This window comes from Actinomadura sp. 21ATH (assembly GCF_041951345.1).
Classification (GTDB): Bacteria; Actinomycetota; Actinomycetes; order Streptosporangiales; family Streptosporangiaceae; genus Spirillospora.
This window is the reverse complement of record NZ_JBGNUR010000004.1, coordinates 436743-450547: the sequence shown is the minus strand read 5'-3', so window position 1 is coordinate 450547 and position 13805 is coordinate 436743. Positions and strand designations below refer to the sequence as shown.

The window sequence follows — 13805 nt, the reverse complement described above, 5'->3', positions numbered from 1 at the left end:
GACGGTCCGCGACGGGGGTCAGAGCCGGAGCGCGTTGAGGGCGGTGACGAGTTCGGCCTCCTCGTAGGCGTAGTGGGCCTCCAGGCCGGCCGTCACCCGGTCGAGCTCCGCGCGGACCCGGGCGGGGTCGGCCGTCCCGGTCGTCCCGATGTCCTCGAACAGCGCGGCCAGCTCGTTCTTCATGCCGGTCACGGCGGTGTGCTCGCGGCGGAGCCGGTCCAGGACGGGGGCCAGCTCGGGGTGGTGCTTCTCCAGCAGCGGGAAGCCGCGGGCCTCCTCGTTGCCGTGGTGCTCGCCGAGGACGTCGCAGAATCCGACGCAGCGGGCGCGCAGCTGGTCGGCCAGATCCGGCCGCGGCCGTTCGGTGCCGCCGCCGAGGTACGCCTCGGTCTCGGCGCGGAGCGCGGCGAGGTCGCGGCGCAGCGTCTCGTGGATGCGGACCAGCTCGTCCCCGATCGCGGGGGCGTTCCCGGGGGCGGCGCGGCGCAGCGACACGACCGGGATCGTGCGCGCGGTCATCCGCTGGTACTCGGCGTACGCGGGGACGAGCGCGCTCTGCTCGGCGTAGAGCCGGTCGCGCTCCTCGCCGTGGACGGCGAGCGCGACGGCGTCGTACGACTCGACGCCGCCGCCCGCGCCGATCTCGACGGTGACGCGCGGATGGGCCAGGACGTTGGCGTACCAGGCGGGGTCGCGGTCGGAGCCCGCGTTGGAGGCGAAGACGAGCAGGCGGTCGCCGCCGTCCATGTAGGTGAGCGGTGTCGTGTGCCGGCGGCCGCTGCGGCGGCCGGTGGTGGTGAGCAGGACGAGCGCCGCGCCCTCGAACATGCCGCCGACGCGGCCGGCGTTCGCGCGGAACTCCTCGATGATCGCCCGGTTGAGGTCAGCGGGCGAGAACTCCTCCGCCATGGCGGTCCCCTTATCCTTGAGCAGGCCGAAGAAAGACTTTGCTTTGCAAGCAAAGTAACTTTAGATGCAAAGGTATTGGAGGTGCGCGCGCGTGTCAACGGACGGCGGGCTCAGCGTGGACGACGGCGTCCGGACGATGCTGCTGCTGATGCCGCGGCTGGTCGGCCGGGCGAAGAAGATCAAGGTGCCCGCGGCGCTGCGGGCGTTCGACCTGGCCCCCCGCCACCTGTCGCTGCTGTCGTACCTGCTGTTCGACGGGCCCCTCGGGGTGAACGAGCTGGCCGCGCGGCTGGAGGTCGCCCCCGCCACGGTCAGCCTCATGGTCAGCGACCTGAACCGGCAGGGCATCCTCGACCGCGGCGCCGACCCCGCCGACCGGCGCCGCGCCATCGTCAGCATCGCGCCGGCGCACGAGCCCGCCATCAAGGACTGGCTCGCCCAGGGCGCGGGCGCGTGGCGGACGGCCCTGGCGCCGCTCACGCCGGAGCAGCGCCGGCTGGTCGCCGACACGCTGCGCGCTTACGAGGAGGCGGTCACCGGGGAGGCCGGCGGGTGAACGCCTCCAGGTCGGCGGGCGTGTCGATGTCGTCGGGCGCCGCCACGTCCGCGCACGGCACCGGCGTCACCAGCTCCGGGTGCGCGCGCAGGAACGTCCGCGCCCCCGCGTCGCCGCGCGCCGCCTCGGCCACGGCCGCGAAGTGCTCCCGCGCGATCAGCACCGGGTTGCGCGGCCTGCCCGCGTAGGTCGCCACGGCCACCCGGGCGCCCTCGCCGTACGCCTCGATCAGCCGCCGCACCGCCTCCGGCGTGATCCGCGGCTGGTCGACCAGCGCGACCACCACCGCCGGGCAGCCGGGCGGGAGCGCCGCCAGCCCGGCGCGCAGCGACGACCCCATGCCGGTGCGCCAGCCGGGGTTCGGGACGACCACCGCGCCGATCACCTCGACGGGGGCCGCGCCCGCCACCACCAGCACCGGCCCGCAGCCGCCGTCGCGCAGCGTCCGCACGCCGCGGTCGACGAGCCGCTCCCCGTCCAGCTCCAGCAGGGCCTTCGGCCGGCCGAGCCGGCTCCCCGCGCCCGCGGCCAGCAGCAGGCCGGCCGGGCCGTCCGCGCCACGCAAGGTCATCCCGCGAGCGTAACCCGGTCAGCCGTCCCCGCCGTGGATGCGGCCCGCGGTGTCGGTCAGCGGCCGGCCCGACCCGCCCCAGCGCAGCTGGATCAGCTCCGCGGCGATCGACACCGCCGTCTCCTCCGGCGTGCGGGCGCCCAGGTCCAGCCCGATCGGCGAGCGCAGCCGGGCCAGCTCCTCCCCGGTCAGCCCCGCCTCGCGCAGCCGCGCCATCCGGTCGTCGTGCGTGCGCCGCGACCCCATCGCGCCCACGTACCCGGCGGGCGTGCGCAGCGCCGCCTCCAGCAGCGGCACGTCGAACTTCGGGTCATGCGTCAGGACGCAGATCGCGGTCCGCTCGTCGACGTCGGTGCCGTCCAGGAACTTGTGCGGCCACTTCACCACGACCTCGTCGGCCTCCGGGAACCGCTTGGGCGTCGCGAACACCGGCCGGGCGTCGCACACCGTCACGTGGTAGCCGAGGAACTTGCCGACCCTTGCCACCGCCGCGGCGAAGTCGATCGCGCCGAACACCAGCAGCCGCGGCGGCGGCGCGAACGCGTGCACGAACACCGCCAGTTCGTCCAGCCGCCGCTCCCCCTCCCGGCCGTAGTGCCGCCGCCCGGTGAGGCCCTGCGCGAGCATCCCGCGCGCGTCGTCGTCGGCCGCCGCGTCGAGCCGCTCCGCGTACGGGGCGCCCGGGGCCAGCGAGCCGCTCGCCCGGTCCGGCCAGATCACCCGGCGGGCGCCGACCGTCCCCGGCCCGGACACCACCGTCGCGACCGCGACCGGCTCCCGCGCCGCGATCGACGCCGCCACCTCCGCGAACTCCGGGAACGTGGCGGGGCCGACCGGCTCGACCAGCACGTCCAGGATCCCGCCGCAGGTCAGGCCGACGGCGAACGCGTCGTCGTCGCTCACCCCGTACCGCTGCACGACCGGCCGCCCCGACTCCATCACCTCGCGCGCCAGCTCGTACACCGCGCCCTCGACGCAGCCGCCCGACACGCTCCCCGTCACCTCGCCGGACGGCGCCACCGCCATCGCCGCACCGGCCGGGCGCGGCGCGCTGCGGAACGTGCCGACCACGGTCGCCAGCCCGAACGTCTCCCCCGCGGCGTACCACGCCGCGATCTCGTCGAGCACGTCACGCATGGGGGCCTCCGATCAGCCGGGCCAGGTCCTCCAGTGCACCGAGGCTGTGCCCGGAGGTGAAGTCGTCGACGTACGGCAGCGCCGCGGCCATCCCGGCCGTCAGCGGCTCGTACCCGGGCCGCGCCTTGTGCGGGTTGGCCCACACGACGCGGTGCGCGAGCCGGTGCAGCCGCGCCATCTGCGCGCCCAGGAGGCCGGCGTCGCCGCGCTCCCAGCCGTCCGAGGCGATGACGACGATCGCGCCGCGCGCCAGGCCGCGCTGCCCGAACCGGTCGAGGAACTCCTTCAGCTCCTCCCCCAGCCGGGTGCCGCCGCTCCAGTCGGGGATCGCCGCCGACGCCGCCGCCATCGCCGCGTCGGGCTCGCGGTGCCGCAGCTCGCGGGTGATCCGGGTCAGCCGGGTGCCGGCGCTGAACACCTCCACGTTCCGGCCGCCGGAACGGGCGGCCGCGTGGGCGAAGCGGAGCAGGGCGTCGGCGTACGGGCTCATCGACCCGCTCACGTCCACGATCAGCACCACCCGCCGCGGCCGAGACCGGTGCGCGCGGTACTTCGGCAGGGACATCTCGCCGCCGCGCCGCAGCGTCTCCCGCACGGTACGGGCCGCGTCCGGCCGCCCCCTCGGCGCGGGCGCGAACCGCCGCGACCGGCGCCGCTCCGCCGTCGCGTCCAGCACCGCGATGAGCCGGTCGACCTGCGCGCGCTCCTTGGGGCCGAGCCGCGCCACGTCCCGGTGCCGCAGCACCTCCACGCCGCTGGCGGTCACGGCCTGGACCTCCCGCTCCTCGCCGTCCCCGTCCTGCCGCACGGGATCGGCGGCCACGACGGGCGTCCGCCGCACGACCACGGCCGGCGGCCGGGGCGCGGGCCTCGGCAGGGCGCCGGAGAAGTACGCGGCGAAGCAGCGGTCGTACCGGGGCAGGTCGCCGGGGTCGGCGCACAGCGTCAGCCGTCCCGCCCAGTACACGTCGGAGCGGTCGAGGACGTCGAGATGGCCGAGGGCGGCGACCATCGCCTGGACCCGCTCGGGGTCGGCGGTGCCGCCCGCCGCGCGCAGCGTCCGCGCGAAGCCCACGATCGTCTCCGTGGCGTCCCGCCCCGCGGCCACCGTCACCCCCCGTTGAGGAGGGCGGCCAGCCCGCCGGCGACCACCCGCTCCTGGTCCTCGCGGTACTTCAGGACCGTGCCGAGCGTCGCCGCCGCGACGTCCGGGGCCAGCTCGCGGACGCCCAGCGCGACCAGCGCCTCCGTCCAGTCCAGGCTCTCGGCCACGCCCGGCGGCTTGAGCAGGTCGGCGGCCCGCAGCCGCTGCGCCGCGCCCGCCACCTGCCCCGCCAGCCGCTCGGCCGCCCCGGGCAGCCGCCGCCGGATGATCGCCACCTCGCGGTCGAACGTCGGATGCTCCAGCCAGTGGTACAGGCACCGCCGCTTCAGCGCGTCGTGCACCTCGCGGGTGCGGTTGGACGTCACGACCACGACCGGCGGGCGCTCGGCGCGGATCGTCCCCAGCTCCGGCACCGAGATCGTGAAGTCGCTCAGCACCTCCAGCAGGAACGCCTCGAACTCGTCGTCCGCCCGGTCGATCTCGTCGACGAGCAGCACGCTGGGCGCGGTCTCCAGCGCCTGGAGCAGCGGCCGCGCCAGCAGGAAGCGCCGGTCGTACAGCTCCCCCTCCAGCCGCGCCACGTCGGTGACCCCGGCGGCCTCCGCCGCCCGCAGGTGCAGCAGCTGGCGCGGGAAGTCCCAGTCGTAGAGCGCCTGCGACGCGTCGAGCCCCTCGTAGCACTGCAACCTGATCAGGGGCGCGCCGAGCACCGCCGCGAGGGTCTTGGCCAGCTCGGTCTTCCCGACCCCGGCCTCCCCCTCGAGGAACAGCGGCCGGCCCATCCGCAGCGCCAGGAACCCGGCCGTGGCCAGCCCCTCGTCGCACAGGTAGGCGTGCCGGTCGAGCAGCTCCGCCAGCTCCGCGGGCGACGCGATCTCCGGAGACGTCCGCACGCTCACAGGCTACTCACCGATCCGCCACTTCTCACGGCCGGGAAGCACCGATCTCGCGGACGGGCTCCACCGCTCCGGTCCGATCGCCCGCCCTCCTCCGCGGAGGACCGCCGCGGACCGGCGGTCGGGTCAGGACGGGTCGGGGGTCTCGCCTCGGGCGGTGACCAGGGTCTTGAGCTCCTCCAGCTGGCGGGCGGCCAGGCGGCGCTCGGTGCCGTTGATGCCCATCGCGCCGAGGGACGTGCCGTCGGCCAGGTCGAGGGTGGGCCAGGGCTCGCCGGTGTTCATGTTCACGTCGACGATCTCGGCCCATTCGAGGCGGCGGGTACGGAACGCGTTGACGACCGTGACGCCGGCGTCGTCGGCGGTGATGCGGCAGCGGGCCAGCATGTGCAGGATCCAGGCCAGGAACGCGCCGAACGCGACCATGAGGATCCGGTCCCAGAGGCCGAACGGGGGCGCCACCACGATGGCGAGCACGACCATGGCGACCATGATCGTGCCCGCCGTCGCGTAGGCGACCACGCGGGTGGTGCGGGGACGCCACACCGCGGGAAGGGCCGGTACGTCGGTCAACGGTCGCCCGTCAGTCGACGATCTTGGAGATGGGGAGTTCGAGGATGTCGTGGGCGCCGGCCGCCTTCAGCGCCGGGATCAGCGTGTTGACCCCGCGCTTGGCGACCACGCTCTCCACCGCGTTGCTCTCGCCGCCCGCCAGCGAGGTGACGGTGGGCGCCGACATCGACGGCAGGATGTCCACGACGGCCTGGAGGTCGGCGGCGGCGACGTTCAGCTTCAGCAGGACGTTGCCGCGGGCGCGGATGGCGCCCTGGAGGAGGAGCGCGATGTCCTCCATGGCGGCGCGCTTCTCGGGGTTCTCGTACGCCTCGCGGTTGGCGACCAGCTCGGTGTAGCTGGTGAGGAGGGTGTCGAGGATGCGCAGGCCGTTCTTGCGCAGCGAGGAGCCGGTCTCGGTCAGGTCGACGATCGCGTCCACGATGTCGGGGACCTTCGCCTCGGTCGCGCCGTACGAGGGGACGACCGTGGCCTTGACGCCGTGCTGCTCCAGGAAGCGGCGGGTCATGGCCGGGAACTCGGTCGAGATCCGGACCCCCTCGGGCAGGTCGGAGACCTTCTGCCAGGGGGCGTCGTCGGGCACCGCCATGATGACCCGGACCGGGTTGCTGGTGGCCTTGGAGTACTTCAGCTCGCCGAGGGAGACCACGTCGGAGTCGGTCTCGGTGATCCAGTCGCGGCCGGTGATGCCCAGGTCGAACAGGCCCTGCTCGAGGTAGGTCGGGATCTCCTGCGGGCGCAGCACCCGTACCCGGTCGACGCGCGGGTCGTCGATCTGGGCGCGGTAGTCGCGGTCCGAGGTCCGCCGGACGGTGAGGTCCGCGGCGTCGAACAGCGCCATCGTGGCCTTTTCCAGGGAGCCCTTGGGCAGGACGAGAGACAGCACGGTGAAGCCTTTCGTGATGGGAAGCGTACGGAGTGCCGGGGGCGTGCTCAGGAGCTCGGATGCTCCACGCCATGCCCGGCGTGACCGTGATGCCGCGGGCCTCGCAGGGTCAGTGCCAGGTCGAATGCGGCCACCATCGCCTCCCATCCCGTTCTCGCCTTCGCCGCGCCCGTCCGGCGCGGATACCGGAAAGAGCCTACCCGGTCCCCGGCCTAGGCCCGCGCAGGGGAGCGCAGGCGGCGCAGGGTCAGGGCGGTGTCGAGCGCGGCCACGACCGACTCCCAGCCCTTGTCCTCGCTGCTGCCGGGGAATCCGCTGCGGGCCAGCGCCTGCTCCAGCGTGTCGCAGGTGAGGACGCCGTTGCCGACCGGCGTGGCCTCGTCCAGCGAGACGCGGGTGATGCCGGCGGTGACCGAGTCGCAGACGTAGTCGAAGTGAGCGGTCTCACCCCGGACGACCGCGCCCAGGCACACGACGGCGTCCAGGTCGCGGGCCAGCTGCTGGGCGACCACGGGCAGCTCCAGCGCCCCGGCGACGCGCGCCACCGCCGGCTCCTGGACGCCGCACGCCTTGGCCGCGGCGACGGCACGTTCCAGGAGCCGGTCGGTGACCTGGCCGTGCCACCGCGTGCACGCGATGCCGAGCGTCAGCCCGGCCGCGTCGACGACGGTGTCCTCGGGACGTCCCGTTCCGCTCATGAGATCTCCCCGATCTGGTGTCCGAGACGGTCGCGCTTGACCGTCAGGTAGCGGCGGTTGTGCTCGGTGACGACGACGGGCATCGCCTCGCGGCCCCGCACGTCCAGGCCGAAGCCGTCCAGGCCCTTGAGCTTGGCCGGGTTGTTGGTCAGCACGCGGATCGAGCGCACGCCCAGGTCGCGCAGCATGTGGGCGGCGTTGGAGTACTCCCGCGCGTCGGCCGGCAGGCCCAGCTCCAGGTTGGCGTCCACGGTGTCGGAGCCGTTGTCCTGGAGCGCGTACGCGCGCAGCTTGGCCAGCAGCCCGATGCCGCGGCCCTCGTGCCCGCGCAGGTACAGGATCACGCCGCGGCCCTCTTCGGCGATCCGTTCCATGGCGGCGTCCAGCTGGGTGCCGCAGTCGCAGCGCTCGGAGTGCAGGACGTCACCGGTCAGGCATTCGGAGTGGGCGCGGACGAGGACGTCCTCGCCGGTGCCGATCTCGCCGAGCACGAGCGCGACGTGCTCGCCGCCGTCGATGGCGCTGGAGAAGCCGACCGCGCGCCACGCCCCGTACCGGTTGGGCAGCCGGGTCTCCACGACCCGCTCGACCAGCGGCTCGCTGCGCCGGCGGTACTCCACCAGCTGCTCGATCGAGATCAGCTTGAGCCCGTGCTCCTTGGCGAACACCTGCAGCTCGGGCAGCCGGGCCATGGTGCCGTCCTCGTTCACCACCTCGGCCAGCACGCCCGCGCCCGGCAGCCCGGCCAGCCTGGCCAGGTCGACGGCGGCCTCGGTGTGGCCGCGGCGGCGCAGCACGCCGCCCGGGTGGTAGCGCAGCGGGAAGATGTGGCCGGGCCGGACCAGCTCGTACGGCTCCGTCGCCGAGTCGCACAGCGTGCGGATCGTCTTCGCGCGGTCGGCCGCCGAGATGCCGGTGGTGACGCCGTCGCGGGCGTCCACGCTGATCGTGTACGCGGTGCGCATCCGCTCGGTGTTCTGCGCCGTCATCAGCGGGATCTGCAGCCGGTCCAGGTCCTCGCCCAGCATCGGCACGCAGATCACGCCGCTGGTGTAGCGGATCGTGAACGTCAGCAGCTCCGGCGTCGCCTTGGCGGCGGCGAAGATGATGTCGCCCTCGTTCTCCCGGTCCTCGTCGTCGACGACCACGACCGGCCGGCCGGCCGCGATGTCGGCGACCGCCTCCTCGATCGGATCGAAGATCCCATCACTGCCGTCGTTCACACCGTGCACCCCGCTCATACCGTGCACCCCGCTCGCCTCCAGTGCGCCTTCGAGGCGGCGCCTTCCCTCCTCGCTCGTACCTCGCTCGTCAGTCCAGGCGCCGCCGCGCCCCTCCGGCTCGCTCATACCGATACCGCCTCGGGTAGGGGGTCGCGCGCGATCCGAGCCCGGGACTCCCGGTGCCAGTCGCGGAACCCGATCATCACCATCACGAAGAAGACGCCGTACACCGCGGCCGAGACGTACAGCCCCGACTTCAGCGCCAGCGGGACGCCGACCAGGTCGACCAGCACCCAGACGATCCAGAAGTCGACCAGCGCGCGGCTCTGGGCGAACGTCGCCACCGCGCTGCCGACGAAGATGTAGGCGTTCGCCCACGGCGACCAGGCGATCTTCAGCCAGTCGAGGTGGACGAACAGCTGCGCCACCAGCGCCGTGCCGCCCGCCAGCACGGCCAGCAGCACCAGCCGCTCGCGGGCCGTTGCCCGCCGTACGGCGAGCTCACCGCCGGAGCGCCGGCCGCGCGTCCAGCTCCACCAGCCGAACCCGGCCAGCCCGATGAACAGCACCTGCTTGAGGGCGTTGCCCGGGGCGGCGGCGTGCAGCGACGCGGCCAGCAGGAGCAGCGCGCCGGTCAGCTGGACGGGCCAGGTCCAGATGGTCTTGCGCATGGCCAGCCACACGACGGCGAGGGAGAGCACGTTGCCGGTGAGATCGGTCCAGAGGACGTGCTCGCCGAAGAGTTCGAAGCCCGCGTCCAGCCAGCCCATCAGTGTCCCCCGCTCACTTCCGGTCGCCCAGCATGCGCTCGACGTACTTGGCGACCACGTCCACCTCCAGGTTGACGGGGTCGCCGGGGCTCTTGTGGCCGAGGGTCGTCAGGGAGAGCGTGGTGGGGATGAGCGCGACGCTGAACCGGTCGGCGCCCGCCTCGGCCACGGTGAGGCTGATGCCGTCGACGGTGATCGAGCCCTTGTCCACCAGGTAGCGGGCGAGTTCGCCGGGGAGGGAGATCGTGACGACGTCCCAGCGCTCGCCGGGCTCGCGGGAGAGGATCCGGCCGACGCCGTCGACATGGCCCTGGACGAGGTGGCCGCCGAGCCGGTCCTGGAGCCGGACGGGGCGCTCCAGGTTGACCTTGGAGCCGGACTCCAGCGCGCCCAGGCTGGAGCGGTCGAGGGTCTCCTTGATGACGTCGGCGGTGAAGGTGCCGTCCTTGACGTCCACCACGGTGAGGCAGACCCCGTTGACGGCGATCGAGGCGCCGTGCACGGCGTCCTGGGTGACGAGCGGGCCGTGGACGGTGAGCGCGGCCGAGTCGCCCGCGGGCTCGATCGCCACGATCTCGCCGAGCTCCTCGACGATGCCGGTGAACATCTCCCGGGCCTCCAAATCCGTGGGTACGGAGGCTCCGGGGGGTCGTGACGGGTCGAACACACGTCCCCGCCACGCAGGGACGTCTTGCGCGCTGCCTCCCATCCGGACTTTCACCGTCGGTCCCGGAATTCCACCGGATCAACCGGCCGATGGCTTCGGCCGGGTCGCGGACTGTCACCGCCGGTTCGGAATTGCACCGACCCCGGAGCACGCGTTTACTGCTGCCAACCAGTGTGCCATGCCGGGCATTCCCGGTCCTTGTGAGGAACGCCACGGCCACGACAAGCAACCAAGCACTTGCTAGGTTAGCACGTTCCCAACGTTTTAATGTTCAACGAACCGCGGCCCTGGGTAGAGATCCCGCATCGGGGCGGTGCCTGACGGAGACCCACACGGAGGTGTGTCATGGACGTCATCGCTTTGATCGGGCGCATCGTCTTCACGGCCATATTCATCGGGGCGGGGATCGGCCACCTGACCGCCACCGAGGCGATGAGCGGCTACGCGGCCAGCAAGAAGCTGCCCCAGCCCAAGCTGATGGTGCGGCTGTCCGGGGCCCTGATCCTGGTCGCCTCGGTCATGCTCGTCCTGGGCGTCTGGCCGGACCTCGCCGCCCTCGGGCTGGTGCTGTTCCTGCTGCTCACGGCGTTCCTCTTCCACGACTTCTGGACGCAGACCGACCCGGCGGCCAAGCAGAACGAGCAGCTCCAGTTCCTCAAGGACCTCTCGCTCGCCGGCGCCGCACTGTTGATCTTCGCCGTGTACGCCGCCGACCCGCACCCCGGCCTCAACCTGGTCGGGCCGCTCTTCTGACCCGTCCGGCGGGCCGCGCCGGGGTCAGCCCTTGGAGGAGGCCCCGGCCACGCCCCATGCCGCGGGCGAGCGGTAGTGGTTGCGGTGGCCCGCCGCCAGCACGGCACGGAGCGCGTCCAGGTGCTCCGTGCCGGGCGGGAGATCCAGGCTCCGCAGCAGCGCGAGGGCCTCGTCCGGGACGAGGTCGCCGTAGAAGTCGTGGTACGCGGCGAGCAGCGCACGGAAAACGGAGTCCCGCAGAGCGGGATCGGCGGCCGCGGCCCGCAGCACGGGGAGCTTCGTCTCCCACGGCACGGGCCCCGAATGCCTCAGGACGCGCCGCATGCGGCGCTCCCCCGGCGTCCCGGCGAGCACCTCGGCGAACGCCTCGGCGACCGTCTCGCGGTCCTCGAACCAGTCGACCCACAGCGAGTACGTGACGGCGTCGGGCTCGGCGGCCGCCTCCAGCCGGCGGCGGTAGCCGTCCCAGAGCACCGCGCGCGGCACCTTGCCGTTCAGCACGGCGAAGCGCATCTCGCAGGTCACCCAGTACTCGTCGACCAGGTCCAGCAGCCCGAACGCGAGCTCCAGCCGCCCCGCGGGGTCGAGGTCGGGGTCCTCCAGCATCGCGAAGGCGCACTCGTGGGCGAGTTCGCCAGGGGTGAGCGGCCGCCCCTCGGGATCGGTCCAGCCGCCTTCCCAGGTGATGCCCTCCTCGGCCAGCCAGCGGCGCGCGCGCTCCTTCTCGTCCGGTTTCACCGGACGATTCTCGCGCCTACCGGGTGCGCCGGAAACCGAGTATCAGCACGGCCCCCACCACCAGGTGCAGCAGTCCAAGGGTCACCTTGGTGCTGCCCGCCGCCTCAACCTGGAGGACCGGCGAGAACGAGAGCACCAGGACGGCGGCCGCGACGGCCGTCCAGACGACCATGGCGCGGGCCCGGGCCACCAGTTCGAGCAGGGCGAGCAGGGCCCAGCCGGCGAGCGAGGACAGCACCGAGGACACCAGCACCATCGTGATCCCGACCGTCGCCGGCTCCCGGCCGGGGAAGGCGGTGTCGAGTTCCTGGCCGAGGACCGGCACCGCGACCAGCCACACCGCCGCCGCGGCGGCCACGGCCGCGCCCACCGCCGCCGCCCGGCCCCGCAGGCGGGCGCCCCGCCCCGTACGCTCCTGGACTTCTGCCACCATGGGTTGCCTCCATTGTTGAGGTGCTCAAGTAATTACCGTAGCGCGAATACTTGAGAACCTCAACTATGATCGGGAGCATGGACGACCGCCTCGCCGACGAGCTGATGGAGCTGGCCTTCCGCCTCGCCGGGCGGATCCGCACCGGGATCGACCGCACCGCGACCGGCCTCGACCTGCCGCCCGCCCAGGCGCAGGCCCTCATGCACCTGCGCTCCCCCGCCCCCATGCGCGAGCTGGCGGACATCATGGCCTGCGACGCCTCCAACGTGACCGGCATCGTGGACGGCCTGGAGCGCCGCGGCCTCGTCCAGAGGCGGCCCGACCCCAGGGACCGGCGGGTCAAGAACCTCGTCCTGACCGAGGAGGGCGAGGCCAAGCGCGACGCCCTCCGCGCCGGGATCAGCGAGGTCGCCGCCGAGGTCTTCCACCTCCCGGCGGCCGACCGCCGCGCCCTCCGCGACCTCTTCCGCAAGATGCTCGACGACCCCGCCGACGGCCCCGTCGGCGCCCCCACCGGCGCCTCCGCCCTCTCCCGCCCGGAGTAGCGCGAGCGGGCCGCCGGCCGCCAGGCGGGATCAGCGGTCGCGGATGGCGATCCGGAGGCCCTCGGGAACGGGAGTGAACGGCGTCAGGTCGGCCACGATCAGATCGGCGGCGGTGAGCTCGGCGCGGTCGTGGCTGGTGGTGACGGCGACGACCGTCGCCCCGGCCGCCCGGCCCGCCGCGACGCCCGCCGGGGCGTCCTCCACGACGACGCAGGCGCGGGGGTCCACGCCCAGCCGGCGGGCGGCGAGCAGGTAGCCGGCCGGGTCCGGCTTGCCCACATGGACGTCGGAGGCGGTGACGACCACCTCCGGGAGCGGGATCCCGGCGGCCCCGGTACGGGACTTGAGCTGGTCCGGGTCCATCGAGGTGACCACGGCCCACGGCAGGCCGCCCATGGCCGCCAGGAGCTCGCGGGCGCCCGGCAGCGCGGTGACCCCGTCCACCCCGGCCGCCTCCAGGGCGTCGAGGTGCTCGGTGGCCGCGCGGACGCGCTCGGGCGGCAGGAAGTCGGCGATCCGGTCGCTCGTCCGGCGGCCGTGGGCCCCGGCGAGGAACTCGTCGGGGTCGATGTCGTAGTCCGGCGCCCACTGCCGTGCCGCCCGTTCCACCAGGGGCGTCGAGTCGACCAGCGTCCCGTCCACGTCGAACAGGACCGCCGGGCACGGCAGCGTCAGCGTCGTCACGAGGAGGCGGCCCCCTCGGCCTGGGCGCGCAGCTTGCGGACGGCCTCGGCGGGGTCGTCGGCGCCGTACACGGCGCTGCCGGCCACGAAGACGTCCGCGCCCGCCTCGGCGCAGCGCTCGATGGTCTCGGCGCTGACGCCGCCGTCGACCTGGAGCCAGACGGCGCGGTCGCCGATCAGCCGACGGGCGCGGCGGACCTTGGGGAGCACGACGTCCAGGAACTTCTGGCCGCCGAAACCGGGCTCCACCGTCATCAGCAGCAGCATGTCGATCTCGCCGAGCAGGTCCTCGTACGGCTCGATCGGCGTGGCCGGGTTGATGCCCAGCCCGGCGCGGGCGCCGGCGGCGCGGATCGTGCGCAGCGTGCGGATCGGGGCCTTGGCCGCCTCGGCGTGGATGGTCACGCTCCCGGCCCCGGCCTCGGCGTACTGCGGCGCCCACCGGTCCGGGTCCTCGATCATCAGGTGGCAGTCGAGCGGCAGCGCGCTGGTCTTCAGCAGCGCCTCGACCACCGGGAGACCGAGGGTGAGGTTGGGCACGAAGTGGTTGTCCATCACGTCGACGTGGACCCAGTCGGCCGCGTCGGAGATGCGCGCGACGTCGTCGGCGAGCCGGGCGAAGTCGGCGGACAGGATGCTGGGTGAGATCTGCGGAGCCATGA

Annotated in this window: 18 protein-coding genes and 1 riboswitch; of the genes, 3 read left to right on the top strand and 15 right to left on the bottom strand. The window is 73.7% G+C overall.

The window, feature by feature from the left end:
* Positions 1-18: 18 nt before the first annotated feature.
* A complete protein-coding gene (locus ACA361_RS16820; RefSeq protein ID WP_375012906.1) occupies positions 19-909 on the bottom strand; it encodes a nitroreductase/quinone reductase family protein in 891 nt (296 codons plus the stop codon).
* A gap of 91 nt (positions 910-1000) precedes the next feature.
* Between ACA361_RS16820 and ACA361_RS16815 the strand changes: the two genes are divergently transcribed.
* A complete protein-coding gene (locus ACA361_RS16815; RefSeq protein ID WP_375012905.1) occupies positions 1001-1465 on the top strand; it encodes a MarR family winged helix-turn-helix transcriptional regulator in 465 nt (154 codons plus the stop codon).
* On the opposite strand, the gene ACA361_RS16810 is transcribed toward ACA361_RS16815, so the two are convergent.
* The 10 genes from ACA361_RS16810 to ACA361_RS16765 all read right to left on the bottom strand — a co-directional run bounded on the left by ACA361_RS16810 (position 1443) and on the right by ACA361_RS16765 (position 9931).
* Positions 1443-2036: an NTP transferase domain-containing protein gene (locus ACA361_RS16810; protein WP_375012904.1), complete on the bottom strand. Its 594-nt coding sequence runs from the start codon at positions 2034-2036 to the stop codon at positions 1443-1445. The two genes, ACA361_RS16815 and ACA361_RS16810, sit on opposite strands and share 23 nt — an antisense overlap.
* 18 nt (positions 2037-2054) lie before the next feature.
* Complete coding sequence (locus ACA361_RS16805; protein WP_375012903.1) at positions 2055-3173, bottom strand: XdhC family protein; 1119 nt, start codon at positions 3171-3173, stop codon at positions 2055-2057.
* Entirely contained in the window at positions 3166-4281 is a 1116-nt protein-coding gene (locus ACA361_RS16800; protein ID WP_375012902.1) for a VWA domain-containing protein, read from the bottom strand. Before ACA361_RS16800 ends, ACA361_RS16805 begins: the two co-directional genes overlap by 8 nt.
* Before the next feature lie 2 nt (positions 4282-4283).
* A complete protein-coding gene (locus ACA361_RS16795) occupies positions 4284-5171 on the bottom strand; it encodes an AAA family ATPase (RefSeq protein ID WP_375012901.1) in 888 nt (295 codons plus the stop codon).
* Positions 5172-5300: 129 nt separating this feature from the next.
* Positions 5301-5747 carry a PH domain-containing protein gene (locus ACA361_RS16790; RefSeq protein ID WP_375012900.1) on the bottom strand — a complete coding sequence of 149 codons (447 nt, stop codon included), beginning with the start codon at positions 5745-5747 and terminating at the stop codon, positions 5301-5303.
* 10 nt (positions 5748-5757) lie between these two features.
* Positions 5758-6633: an ATP phosphoribosyltransferase gene (hisG, locus tag ACA361_RS16785; RefSeq protein WP_375012899.1), complete on the bottom strand. Its 876-nt coding sequence runs from the start codon at positions 6631-6633 to the stop codon at positions 5758-5760.
* A 212-nt stretch (positions 6634-6845) separates the two neighbouring features.
* Complete coding sequence (gene ribH / locus ACA361_RS16780) at positions 6846-7331, bottom strand: 6,7-dimethyl-8-ribityllumazine synthase (protein ID WP_375012898.1); 486 nt, start codon at positions 7329-7331, stop codon at positions 6846-6848.
* Positions 7328-8572: a bifunctional 3,4-dihydroxy-2-butanone-4-phosphate synthase/GTP cyclohydrolase II gene (locus ACA361_RS16775; RefSeq protein ID WP_375012897.1), complete on the bottom strand. Its 1245-nt coding sequence runs from the start codon at positions 8570-8572 to the stop codon at positions 7328-7330. Before ACA361_RS16775 ends, ribH begins: the two co-directional genes overlap by 4 nt.
* Before the next feature lie 104 nt (positions 8573-8676).
* Positions 8677-9324 (bottom strand): nicotinamide riboside transporter PnuC, encoded by a 648-nt coding sequence (locus ACA361_RS16770; RefSeq protein ID WP_375012896.1) that lies wholly within the window; start codon positions 9322-9324, stop codon positions 8677-8679.
* A gap of 13 nt (positions 9325-9337) precedes the next feature.
* Positions 9338-9931 (bottom strand): riboflavin synthase, encoded by a 594-nt coding sequence (locus tag ACA361_RS16765; RefSeq protein ID WP_375012895.1) that lies wholly within the window; start codon positions 9929-9931, stop codon positions 9338-9340.
* A gap of 84 nt (positions 9932-10015) precedes the next feature.
* Positions 10016-10146, bottom strand: a riboswitch (FMN riboswitch).
* Positions 10147-10336: 190 nt separating this feature from the next.
* Between ACA361_RS16765 and ACA361_RS16760 the strand changes: the two genes are divergently transcribed.
* The gene (locus ACA361_RS16760; RefSeq protein ID WP_375012894.1) at positions 10337-10744 is read left to right on the top strand and encodes a DoxX family protein; all 408 of its coding nucleotides are present in this window, start codon (positions 10337-10339) and stop codon (positions 10742-10744) included.
* 24 nt (positions 10745-10768) lie between these two features.
* On the opposite strand, the gene ACA361_RS16755 is transcribed toward ACA361_RS16760, so the two are convergent.
* Positions 10769-11482 carry a hypothetical protein gene (locus ACA361_RS16755; protein WP_375012893.1) on the bottom strand — a complete coding sequence of 238 codons (714 nt, stop codon included), beginning with the start codon at positions 11480-11482 and terminating at the stop codon, positions 10769-10771.
* 16 nt (positions 11483-11498) lie between these two features.
* Positions 11499-11915 carry a DUF6069 family protein gene (locus ACA361_RS16750; RefSeq protein ID WP_375012892.1) on the bottom strand — a complete coding sequence of 139 codons (417 nt, stop codon included), beginning with the start codon at positions 11913-11915 and terminating at the stop codon, positions 11499-11501.
* A gap of 77 nt (positions 11916-11992) precedes the next feature.
* Between ACA361_RS16750 and ACA361_RS16745 the strand changes: the two genes are divergently transcribed.
* Entirely contained in the window at positions 11993-12460 is a 468-nt protein-coding gene (locus ACA361_RS16745; protein ID WP_375012891.1) for a MarR family winged helix-turn-helix transcriptional regulator, read from the top strand.
* 30 nt (positions 12461-12490) lie between these two features.
* On the opposite strand, the gene ACA361_RS16740 is transcribed toward ACA361_RS16745, so the two are convergent.
* Positions 12491-13144, bottom strand: coding sequence for an HAD-IA family hydrolase (locus tag ACA361_RS16740; protein ID WP_375012890.1), 654 nt, complete (start codon positions 13142-13144; stop codon positions 12491-12493).
* Positions 13141-13803: a ribulose-phosphate 3-epimerase gene (rpe, locus tag ACA361_RS16735; protein WP_375012889.1), complete on the bottom strand. Its 663-nt coding sequence runs from the start codon at positions 13801-13803 to the stop codon at positions 13141-13143. The genes ACA361_RS16740 and rpe overlap by 4 nt, the downstream gene beginning before the upstream one ends.
* Positions 13804-13805 lie beyond the last annotated feature (2 nt).